General features: G+C 50.1%; 8 protein-coding genes. 1 reads left to right on the forward strand and 7 read right to left on the reverse strand.

The window, feature by feature from the left end:
* Positions 1–197 precede the first annotated feature (197 nt).
* The 7 genes from CI595_RS20920 to CI595_RS20955 form a co-directional block, all read right to left on the reverse strand.
* Positions 198–932 carry a response regulator transcription factor gene (locus tag CI595_RS20920; RefSeq protein ID WP_095175553.1) on the reverse strand — a complete coding sequence of 245 codons (735 nt, stop codon included), beginning with the start codon at positions 930–932 and terminating at the stop codon, positions 198–200.
* The gene (locus CI595_RS20925; RefSeq protein WP_162291936.1) at positions 907–2,640 is read right to left on the reverse strand and encodes a sensor histidine kinase; all 1,734 of its coding nucleotides are present in this window, start codon (positions 2,638–2,640) and stop codon (positions 907–909) included. The genes CI595_RS20920 and CI595_RS20925 overlap by 26 nt, the downstream gene beginning before the upstream one ends.
* 38 nt (positions 2,641–2,678) lie before the next feature.
* Entirely contained in the window at positions 2,679–4,331 is a 1,653-nt protein-coding gene (locus tag CI595_RS20930) for an extracellular solute-binding protein (RefSeq protein ID WP_095175555.1), read from the reverse strand.
* A 452-nt stretch (positions 4,332–4,783) separates the two neighbouring features.
* Entirely contained in the window at positions 4,784–6,583 is a 1,800-nt protein-coding gene (locus CI595_RS20940; protein ID WP_095175557.1) for an aminopeptidase P family protein, read from the reverse strand.
* Positions 6,584–6,607: 24 nt separating this feature from the next.
* Positions 6,608–8,749, reverse strand: coding sequence for a Tex family protein (locus tag CI595_RS20945; protein WP_095175558.1), 2,142 nt, complete (start codon positions 8,747–8,749; stop codon positions 6,608–6,610).
* 67 nt (positions 8,750–8,816) lie between these two features.
* On the reverse strand, positions 8,817–10,298 hold the full coding sequence (gene xylB / locus CI595_RS20950) for a xylulokinase (protein ID WP_095175559.1): 1,482 nt from the start codon (positions 10,296–10,298) through the stop codon (positions 8,817–8,819).
* A 1-nt stretch (position 10,299) separates the two neighbouring features.
* A complete protein-coding gene (locus CI595_RS20955) occupies positions 10,300–11,013 on the reverse strand; it encodes a helix-turn-helix domain-containing protein (RefSeq protein WP_095175560.1) in 714 nt (237 codons plus the stop codon).
* Positions 11,014–11,224: 211 nt separating this feature from the next.
* On the opposite strand from CI595_RS20955, the gene CI595_RS20960 reads away from it, so the two are divergent.
* Positions 11,225–11,827, forward strand: a complete 603-nt coding sequence (locus CI595_RS20960; protein ID WP_095175561.1) for a hypothetical protein — start codon at positions 11,225–11,227, stop codon at positions 11,825–11,827.
* The last annotated feature ends 47 nt before the right edge of the window (positions 11,828–11,874 follow it).

Here is an 11,874-nt window from a genome sequence, read left to right on the forward strand (position 1 = left end):
TAAAGGGAGAATCACAGAATGCACATGTAATTATTTTTTTATTTTGGTACTTTTTTTGATTCCGGGTAAAAATTTTACCGGCTTTTGTTCAATGCTACATAATCCTTCAAACAGGCCTGCACTGCTCTGACCAAATAAATGTGCGGCGGCAGCAGGCATCCGGCCATCGGGTAGGGATTTTCTAAACTGTTACATTTCTACAGATTCTTCCTGTATTTGCTGGGGGATATCCCTGTGTTTTTCTTGAAAACCTTTATGAAATAAAAATAGTCATTATAGCCTGTCTGCTCTGCAATGGATTCCACGGAAAGGCTTTCATCCGCAAGCAATTCCTTTGCTTTCTGGATTCGTTTTGAGGTAATATACTCTGAGAAGGAGAGTCCCAACTCTGCCTTTAACTGGCTGCTCAGATAACCGGTGCTGATCCCGTGAGCCTCCGCCAGGCCGGAGAGGGTGATATTTTCTGTGTATCTCTCCTGTATCTCCCGGATGATCTTGTTCATCATGGAGGAGTTTATGGGTTCCGCCGCAGATACTTCCTCCGCCTCCCCCCGCTCACTTCTGAATGCTCCCAGCAGTCTTTCCAGAACCTGGTCCAGCTTCTCCTGCTCCACCGGTTTCAGCAGATAGTCAAATGTCCCCATCCGGATCGCGGACTGCGCATACTCAAATTCCGCGTACCCGCTGATGAAGATCACTTTCACATCCAACCCTTTCTCTCTGATCTTCTCCAAAAGCTGCAGGCCGTTCAGGCCGGGCATACGGATATCGGAGATCAGGACATCAGGCTTTTTCTCCAAAATCTCCTCCATGGCAGCCACCCCATTGTTTGCTTCCCCGATCACCTGAAACGGCAGTCCTGATCTTTCAATCTGCTTTTTTAAACCGATCACCACCCATGTTTCATCATCTGCCAGATAAATCCTGTACATTTTCACCGCCCCTTTCCTCTACCTCTTCCGGTATTATGATCGTGATTTTTGTCCCCACTCCCAATCTGCTCTCTATCCGAAATACCACGTCATCCCCGTAAAATAATTTTAGTCTCTGGTATATGTTTGCCACTCCGATCCCCTTCTGTCCGGTTGGCTTGCTGTCCAGATTGTCCCGCATCCATACCAGTTTTGCCGGTTCAATCCCACAGCCATTGTCCTCCACCACAAACATCATATGGCTCTCCCCCTCCATGTGTATGGATACGTTTACTTCCCCGTCCTCCATTTTCTGTTCCAGACCGTGGAATACGGCATTTTCCACCAGAGGCTGAAGCATGAGCTTGATCACCCGCTTCTCTTTCACCGCCTCATCCATCTCAATGTCCACATCTATCTTACCCATGAAGCGGTAATCTATGATCTTGGCATATTCCCGGATGTAGCTGACTTCCTCCTCCACACTGACAATGTTATCCCCTTTTACGGCAAAGCGGAATACCTTTGACAGCGCCATGGTGATCTCCGCAATATCCTCCACCTCATAGTACAGTGCCATGGAACAGATACACTCAAAGGTATTATACAGAAAATGAGGATTGATCTGATTCCGGTAGGCTAAAACCTGAAGCTGTTTCTTGGCGATCTCCGCCTCATACATTTTTTTCTGGGATTCCCGGATTTCCTGGTTCATCTTCTGCTGTTTGTCCAGCATATGGTTCAGGCTTTGCACCACTGTACCGATCTCATCCTCCCTGCCGATCTCCATTCTCTCCTCAGGCCGGTACACAATCCCCTGGATAAACAGATCCACCCGGTGCAGTGGCCCTACAAAACGTTTATAACAGAACCATACCAGCAGGATCAGGAGGGCAAATGCCAGCACATAGGCTGTGGTCACAAATTTTTTGCCGTTCTCGGTGCTGCTGTTCATTTCACTCTCTGGTATACGGCTGACCACTTTCCATCCGTCCATGCGCACACTGCGCACTTTCACATAATAGCCGTCCGTGCTCCTCATCATACTCCTGTCCAGCTCTTCCAGCCCGTCATTTCCTCTGGATGCGATTATCTGATCATTGCCGTCCAGCAGATATACCTGTGTATTCTCCGTGGTCTGGGAATCCTCCAGAAGCCCTGACAGGTTATCTGTCCGCATCATCATCACGCACATGCCGATCTGAATGCCGTACTTCCGGTTATTCAGATCATAGACCGGAAAATATACCGTATAAAAAGGCACGCCTGCCTGATTCAGATAAAAGATATCTCCAAATTCCATCTTCTTCTTCAAAAGTGTTACAAAATCCGGGTTATTTGCTGCCTTTCCCATGGCTGCGATCTGGTTCAGAGAGGTGTCATAGAGATAGATTCCAGCTATGTCACTCTCCAACAAAACCGTATTGGAAAAAATCTCCGACAAATCTTCTGACGCCATGACTCTCGCAACAGGGTCCATGGTAAAATAGTCATATGTGGTGGGCGCATAGGCCATGGCAGTGGCCACATGGTTCAGCGTATCATGGAAATCTTCCATTTTTCCTTCTACCTGCAGCAGAATCTTTTCATTCAGATCAATGGTCCGGTCCCTGAGCATTCTGCTGGAATAGCTGTCCGTCACAGTGTATGCCGCCAGCAGAAGGAACATAATAAGGGCAGTGAAGGCGATAAGCTGAAGCCATAAACTGTCTTTTAATCTCTTCCTCATAGTTGTCCTCTCCCTCATTTATAAATGAATACGCAGGCCTACTGAACTGTCACGTTTATTTTCTCTATACTCTTGCCGTATTCCCTGCAGTTTTTCTGATATATCTCATTTTTATAGGCATCCAGGCTGTCAATTCCCATTCTGTTCAGGGTTTCTGTCATCTCCGTATACCGGGCTTCGGCTTCCTCCCGGCTTTCCGCCAGGACGATCCGGGGAATCTGTTCCTTTTCATATTCCCTTATTTTCGCATCCAGGATTCCCTCCTCGCTCTCCGGGGGAATATCCTCCGCCGTTAAGGGAAGCAGGGATTCATCATATCCTGCTGTCCTCTCATGGCTGCCGTAGGCGGTAAAGATCTCCTTTTCCGCTTCTGTGCTGCTGCCTTTTTCCGGTTCCGGCAGTACGCTTCTCTCCCAGGAGAAGTTGTCAAACATCCACCAGGCCCCCTGCCCGGTCTGCCCGTAATCCAGAGATGCTTTTTCCCCTTTTTCTGTCTGCACCACATATCCTTGGTCATCCAGATGATAATCACTGCCCTCATATCCAAAGCTCCAGAATAAAAGCCCGTCATCACTGCTCATATAATCCAGCCATGCCGCTACCTGGGCGGGATGGCTGCAGTCTTTTGAGATAAACGTTCCCAGCCAGCCTGTGGGCGCTCTCAGATTTTTTCCGAGAACCGGGGTCTCCCCGCCTGAGGAAAAGATAGGTCCTGAGGAGACCCATTCGGTGTAATCAATGCCGCTGTTTGCCACATTGCCTATAAAGCAGAACACATTTCCTTTGGCCATCAGAGTCTTTATCTTTGCATTTTCATAAGTAAGCTGTTCCGGAGATGCATAGCCTTTCCGTATGGCCTCATTTAAAAACAGAAGCGCATGCTTTGCTTCAGGCTGCAGAAGGATATCCCGGTAATTTCCGTTCTCATCCACCCGCTCGGCGCCAAAAGTGTATTCCAGAAATTTCACGGTGGGGTCGCTGTATCCCTTTCCATCAACCAAAAGAGGGATCACCGCTTCCCCTCCTACGTCCAGATGCATATTTTTCACCTGTTCCCAGGCAGCCAGAACCTGTTCCTCTGTCTGCACATCCTCAATGGTCAGACCGGCTTTCCTGAGCAGTTCCCTGTTCCATATGACTGCATTGTTGTCATTATAGTTGGTCCAGTCCTCATAAAACTTGGAACTGGGCTTCCAGATTTTCCTGGAATCCTGGGAATTCATATGGGAGGGATACGCATACCAGCCGCCGTCCCGCTTGATCAGTTCCTTTTTAATATCTTCGGGAAAAGACTTCAGGAGATGGGAATCCGGACAATACTTTTTTAAAAATTCCTCCAAATTCCAAACCTTTCCTGATGTGATGAGCTGGCTGATCGTCGTCTCATCCGTGAGGGATATGATGTCCGGCAGTTCATCATTCAGCAGCATCAGACTGAGCTGTGCGTCTGCATTCTGGGGCGGCACGGTAATATCCAGGGCCAAGCCTGTCTTTTCGGTAATATCCCCGGTAATGGTCCCCTCCCCTGTACTCCAGGAGGGCGGTTCCCAGAAATTCACATCGCAGAATAAGGAAGCCGTCACATATGGTTCCCTCTCCTCTTTGGCTATATCCTTCTGTCCTGCACCGCATCCTGCAAACAGCAAAACACCTGCTGACAGGGTGATCAAAATCATTTCTCGTATTTTCATCTCTTCCTCCAGATTGTGTCACGAACCGGCAGCAGTCCGGTCACCCGAACTGTCACACAAACTCCTCTGCTGTTATTCTATCATTGCAGGCACTACATTGACAATGCCATTCCCCAACTGTTTTTTCTATGATAGGGTTTGAGTTACTATTCACGGCTGCTATCCCGCGAGGTGTTTTTATGCGCTTGCGCATGAAAATCCCGAGGCAGCCAGCGCGATATGGGGCAGAATGCTCCATATCTGTGCATCGCGAAGCGTGTTCCTGTTTACAGAACTGCGTTTTTTGCAGGGCTGTGAATAGTAACGGGTTTGAAGGTAACGGTTCACTGCGTGTCCGGTCACTCGTTACACCGGCTTTTTATTTTTCCTAATAAAAAGCGCTTATATCCATAACCAAGTACAGATATAAGCGTCTTCCTGTCATACTTCCGTTGACCGTGTTAGGTCACGGCTTAAATCTCGGCTGTAGCCTCCTTAAGCCATTCACGCTCCTCCTGGTTTTCAAGAAGAGGTGCTATGGTCTCATACACGTGTTTGTGATAAGCATTGAGCCATTTGCGTTCTTCTTCCCCAAGAAGTTCCGGCAGGATAGCCTCCCGCTCGAAGGGAACCAGGGTCACAACCTCAAACTCCATGAACTGGCCGTAGGCATTTTTCTCACCTTTTCGGCACATGAGCAGATTCTCGCAGCGGATCCCGTATCTGCCTTCCAGGTAAAGTCCCGGTTCGTCGGAGATCAGCACACCCTCCTCCAGAGGCACATAGCCGCCCGGACGGATCGCGCTGTTCCAATTAATATTCTGGGGTCCCTCGTGTACGTTCAGAAGGAATCCCACACCGTGTCCCGTACCGTGATTGAAATCAAGACCTCTCTCCCACAGCGGGCCTCTTGCCAGGCAATCCAGATGCGCTCCGCCCATTCCATACATAAACTTTGCAGTTGCCAGGCGGATGTTTCCCTTGAGCACCAGTGTGAAATGTTCTTTTTGTTCCTGTGTCAGCTCACCAACCGCAATGGTCCTGGTGATATCTGTAGTCCCCTGCCAATACTGTCCGCCGGAGTCGATGAGAAAGAATCCCTCCGGCTCCACTTTGGCGCAGTCGTCTTTGGCAGGTGCATAATGGCACATCGCCGCATTCGGTCCGTAGGCGCAGATGGTTCCAAAGCTCAGATCCAGAAAATCAGGGTCCTGGGCACGCAGTTCATAACTTTTTTCTGCAGCGCTGTACTCTGTGATCTCCTCTTTTCCCACATTCTGCTTCAGCCAGTATATAAACCGGCACATAGCCTTTGCATCCTTTATGTGGGCTGTGCGCACATTTTCCCTCTCCACCCGGTTCTTCATAGCTTTCATAGGTTTGGACGGGTTAACACAGTCCACCTTCTTTACACCCGCAGGAATATTTTCAAACAGAGTATAATTGACGACCGCTTCATCAAGCAGTACTACATCTTCATCCGCAAGTTTTTTCACATCCTCATACACCTGGAAGTAGGGAAGGATGGTGATTCCGGACTTCTTCAGTTCCTCCCGGACTTCAGCGGAAACAGCCTCCTCCTGTACATAAAAATATACGTCCTTCTCTGTGAGGATCACATAGGAGAGAATCACAGGATTGCACTCAATATCATTGCCTCTGATGTTCAGCAGCCACGCAATATCATCCAGGCTGGAGAGCAGATGGGTATTGGCACCCTCTTCTTTCATGATCCTGCGGACATCTGCCAGTTTCTCTTCTCTGGATCTGCCCACATATTTCACGTCCACAAGAAAAGCCTGCTCTCTTGACATCATAGGTCTGTCACTCCAGATTTTTCCGCCCAGGTCGTCCTGGCACAGAAAACGGCCCTGTTTCCTTTCCATCATGTCCGCATAAGCCTTTCCCTGGCCCACACTGACGGTCCTTCCGTCGCATCCCAGACAGCCGCCCGCCGGAATGTTTTTCTCCAGGAACTGGTCCACGGTAGGAACGCCTTCTTCCCTCATTTTCATAAGGGTAATACCGGTATCCTCCAGCTCTTTTCCCGCCTGGATAAAATACCGCCCGTCTGTCCAGAGATATGCGCTGTCTCTCGTCACCACCAGGGTTCCCGCAGATCCGGTAAATCCTGAAAGCCAGGCACGCACCTTAAAATACGCCCCCACATATTCCGACTGGTGAAAATCCGCTGTGGGCACAAGATACATGTCCATGCCTGCCGCTGCCATCTCTTCCTGCAGCTTCTCGATCCTTACTCTGTTTGCATTCATTCTCCACGCTTCCTTTCCGTATCCTCAGATACCTTTCATAGTAAGAGAGATCCTCTTCTTTTTCAAATCCACACTGAGAACTTTCACATCCACAACGTCACCGACACTGACCGCCTCAAGGGGATGTTTGATAAACCGTTCCGTCATCTGGGAAATATGCACCAGGCCGTCCTGGTGTACCCCGATATCGACAAACGCTCCAAAGTCAATGACGTTTCTCACCGTTCCTTTCAGGACCATGCCCTCTTTTAAGTCCTTCATATCCAGAACGTCTGTGCGCAGCACCGGTTTCGGCATCTCCTCTCGTGGGTCACGGCCGGGCTTAGTGAGCTCTTTTACAATATCTCTCAGGGTCATCTCCCCCACACCCAGCTTCTCTGCCATCTTCTTGTAGTCCTTCACATAATATACCGCATTGCCGCCAAAGATATCCGCCGGCTTCATTCCCATACTGTCCAGGAGTTTTTCCGCAGCTTCATAGCTCTCCGGATGGACACTGGTAGCGTCAAGAGGGTTTTTCCCGCCTGTGATGCGCAGGAACCCGGCACACTGCTCAAAGGCTTTTGGTCCCAGCTTTGCCACTTTCAGAAGCTGCTTTCGGTTCTCAAAACGTCCGTTTTCTTCCCTGTAGGTTACAATGTTCTTTGCGATCGCCTTGCTGACACCGGACACATACTCCAAAAGAGAGACCGAGGCAGTGTTCAGATCCACACCCACCTTGTTTACACAGTCCTCCACCACGCCTGACAGGGCTTCGCCCAGCTTCTTCTGGTTCATGTCATGCTGATACTGGCCTACGCCGATGGATTTGGGATCAATTTTCACCAGCTCCGCCAATGGGTCCTGGAGACGTCTTGCTATGGATGCCGCGCTCCTCTGCCCCACATCAAAGTTGGGGAATTCCTCTGTGGCAAGTTTACTGGCAGAGTATACGGAAGCTCCGGCCTCATTGGTGATAACATAATGCACCTTCTCCGGAATCTCTTTTAAAAGCTCTACGATCACCTGCTCCGATTCTCTGGAAGCGGTTCCGTTGCCAAGAGAGATCAGAGTGATACCGTATTTTTTGATCAGCTTTTTCAAAGTTTCTTTCGCAGCCGCGATCTTAGCCGGTGTAGTGGGCGCTGTAGGATAAACCACCACGGTATCCAGCACCTTCCCCGTGGGATCTACCACAGCCAGCTTACAGCCGGTACGGAAAGCCGGGTCCCATCCGAGAACCACCTGTCCCACAATAGGAGGCTGCATGAGAAGCTGTTCCAGGTTCTTCTTGAAAACCTTGATCGCACCGTCCTCCGCCTTCTCTGTCATATCATTGCGGATCTCCCTCTCAATGGCGGGACCGATCAGACGGCTGTAGCTGTCCTCCACCACATCCTTCAAAACAGGCGTAGTGTTTGGATTGCTGCGGGTGATCACCTGTTTTTCCAGGTAACGGATAACATCCTCTGTGGGCGCCTCTATCTTCACGGTCAGGATCTTTTCCTTCTCCCCCCGGTTCAGGGCCAGGACTCTGTGGCCTGCCACTTTTGCGATGGGCTCCTCATACTCGTAATACATCTCATAGACAGACTGCTCTTTGGGGTTCTTGGCCGCAGAGATCACCCTTCCCTTCTTCACGGTCATATCCCGGATACGGATGCGGTAGTCCGCTTCATCGGAAATGCTCTCAGCCACTATATCCTTTGCCCCTGCAATGGCATCCTCCACTGTCCCCACTTCTTTTTCCTCAGACAGAAATGCCCTTGCTTCCTCCTCCAGAGACTTGTCTGTCATCTGCAGCAGAATAATATTTGCCAGAGGTTCCAGGCCCTTTTCCTTGGCGATTGTGGCTCTTGTACGGCGTTTTGGACGATACGGACGATATAGATCTTCCACAACAACCAGGGTCTGGGCTGCCAGGATCTGCTTTTTCAGCTCCTCCGTCAGCTTGCCCTGCTCCTCAATGCTGGCAAGAACCTGTGTCTTCTTGTCCTCCAGGTTGCGCAGGTAATTCAAACGTTCGTACAGATTTCTCAGCACTTCGTCGTTCAGCGCACCGGTGGCCTCCTTACGGTAACGGGAAATAAACGGTATGGTATTTCCCTCATCTATCAGTTTAACGGCAGCTTCCACCTGCCACTTCTCCACTTTCAGTTCTTCTGTCAATGCTAAAATGATATCCATGGGGTTTCTCCTTTTATCCTTCATTCAAGTTTGTCATATAACACCTTATCAATAGGAAGGGAATTTGTCAAGAAAACAGCGTTTTGTTTCTCTTATACAGCTCCTGAAAGCGGGCAAAGCATTCCCTGTAGATCTTTACCCGCTCCTTATCCGGGACTGTCACCTCGGTTCCCGGACGGGTCAGCACGCCGCACGCCTCCTCATAGGAGGAAAACGCGCCGCAGCCCACGGCTGCCGTCATGGCCGCTCCCACGCAGGCCTGTTCCGCCTCCCCTGCTGTATGGATCTCAGCCTCAAAAACATCTGCCTGTATCTCCCGGAAAAGCTGTCCCCTGGCTCCGCCGCCGGATGCGATCACCCTGTCAAAACGGATCCCCATGTCTTTCAATATCTCCAGGGATCCCTTCAGCCCGAAAATAACGCCTTCCATTGTGCTTCGGATCAAATGTTCCCGGCTGTGGTACAGGCTCATGCCAAAATAGATTCCCCGGGCATTGGGGTCATTGCAGGGACAGCGCTCTCCGCTCAGATAGGGAAGAAAGAGGAGTCCGTCACTTCCCGCAGGGGCTGTCCCGGCCAGGCTTGTCATCTCCTCAAAATCCCTCATATGAAGCATATTATCCCTGAGCCATTTCAGGGCCACGCCACCGGTCAGGGAGGAACCCTGTATCTCCCAAAGCCCTCTGCCTGTATGGCAGAAGGTATTTGTACGGAATCCCGTATCGTAGACCGGCTTGTCAAGGGCACAGGCCACCTGGCTGGCAGTGCCGATATTGCAGGAGAGGATTCCCGGCTTAATGATCCCGTTCCCGACCAGCTGCATCATGGAATCACCGCCCCCCAGAAATAAGGGCGTGCCCTCCCTGATCCCTGTTTCCTTTGAACAGGAAGCACTGACACTGCCTCCCCTTTCAAAAGCTTCCCCGCAGACCGGAAACATTTCCCGCTGAAGGCCAAGCCTGTCGATCAGTTCCCAGGCCCACTGCCTCCTTTTCACATCAAATATGCCTGTGGAGGAGGCATCTGTCACATCCGTGGCTGCCTCGCCGCACATACAAAAGCGGATATAATCTTTGGGCAGCATGACTTTTGCAGTCTTGGCGTACCGTTCCGGTTCATGTTCCCGCATCCAAAGCAGGGAGGATATGAGAAACCCTGTACAGGGTGTGTTTAAGGTGATTCGGTTCCACTCCTCCCTGGATATGGTGTCCCAGATATGCCCAATGGCATCCTGGGAGCGCTGGTCTGCCCAGATCACAGCATTTCGCACCGGCTTACCGTTTTTGTCCACTGCTGCCATACCGTGCATCTGTCCCGAAAAACTAATGCCCCTGATATCTGCCGCTGCCCCCGGGTGTTTGCCCAGCAGCGCCCTGATGCATTCTTTTGTCTGCTGCCAAAGATATTCCATATCCTGCTCCGCCTCGCAGGGTGTTTTTTTTATCATGTCATATCCTGCTGCCTCTGTGCCCAGCACCGCGCCGTCAGCACCCAAAAGCATAACTTTTACACTTGATGTCCCCAAATCTATTCCGCAATAATATTCCATTTCACTTAGCTCCCTCACCCGGCCTGCATTCCCAAAGTCCGCATCCTTTTCGGATAAATGCCTCCAGTTCATCCTGCAGTTCTTTTTCAAAAGCTTTCCATATATGATTCAGACAGGACAGATTTACTACGTCCTCCTCCAATATGATGGACGGCAGGTACCCCAGGTTCTCATAGAGGGAGGCCACTACCTCCGCATTGGCTCTGGTATTTCCCTTTTCAATCTCCCTGTAGCGCTTCACACTCACGTCCAGGACATCAGCCATCTCACTCTGGGTCATTTCGTTTGCCATACGGATCTTGTACCAGATGGTCCGCTTGGAGGTATGAGGAAATACCTGATACCTGAGAAGTTCGATCTCCCTGGTAAAAAGCGCTGCCGCACTCCCTGCTATCTGCGCGGATTCCATGCCCTGCTGTACGGTCCAGACAATGAGCTGGAGCAGCTCTGCTCTCTTCTTGCTGCTGCACTGTTCCATCAGTTCGTCCAGTACCGTTCGGAGGCTGCCGCGCCCTGAGATCAGGTAATCCACATCTATATTATTCTTTTTCAGATTATACAGCTCCTCACCGGAGATGATCTTTTTCCCCTTCTCCAGCTTGCTGTAATGGCTCTGCGTAATCCCCATGACACTGCCCATGTTCTCCTGGCTCATGTTCTGCATCTGCCTGTACGCATTTAACCGATTTAACATTTTATCATAAGCATTGCTCATGGTTCATCCATTCCTCACTTTAAGTTTCACGTATTGGATAGTTCCATGTTCAATTGTAAATTGTTTCTGTACGCCCTTTTATATCCTATTTGTGACTATCCCTTATATTTTCCAGTCTTGCCCTATTTTCCTATCCATGATAGAATGTAGTTTGACAAACGAAAAAAATATTCTTATATGATTGAAAATACATGAAATGAGGTTTGACTTTATGAATGATCCTTATGATGAGAATAACCAGGAGATGGGATATGGGCAGGAGCCCCCGCAGGGTCCCGTCATCTATCCGGAACCGCCGGCAGAACACATCTATGAAGGCAGTCCCGGTTTTGCCTCCGCTGCCCTTACAATGGGAATCCTTTCCCTTGTGTCCATGTGCTGTTTTCCGCCTTTGGCACTTTTATTCGGAGGGCTTGGCCTCCTGTTCGGCATTATATCAAAGGGAACCTATGCCCGCCCCGGCAATGCCAAAGCCGGCATGGCACTTTCCTCCGCGGGAATCGCCATTGTGGCGGCCATTGTCCTGTTCTTTACTTCCACCATGCTCTCCACCAGTGAGGGACGTACGTTTTTCAGCCAGTATCTGCATATACTGACACATCCTGAAGAATATACGGAAGATGACATTTATGATTTCCTGCAGGATTACCTGTACCGCAATGCAAACCCAGGCAGTGGTTCCGGCAGCGGCATCACTTCCCCCTACGGTCAGGATGATGATCATGACTATGAAGATCCGGACCGGCCGGATCAAAATGACGGTGGACAGGATCACTATTATCCCGCACCGGATGAGGGTGATAATTTTATCTAAATGTTTATGAAAGCGTCTGACCGGAGCCTGCTCCCATGCCGGACGCT

The organism is Blautia hominis (genome assembly GCA_002270465.1).
Classification (GTDB): domain Bacteria; phylum Bacillota; class Clostridia; order Lachnospirales; family Lachnospiraceae; genus Blautia; species Blautia hominis.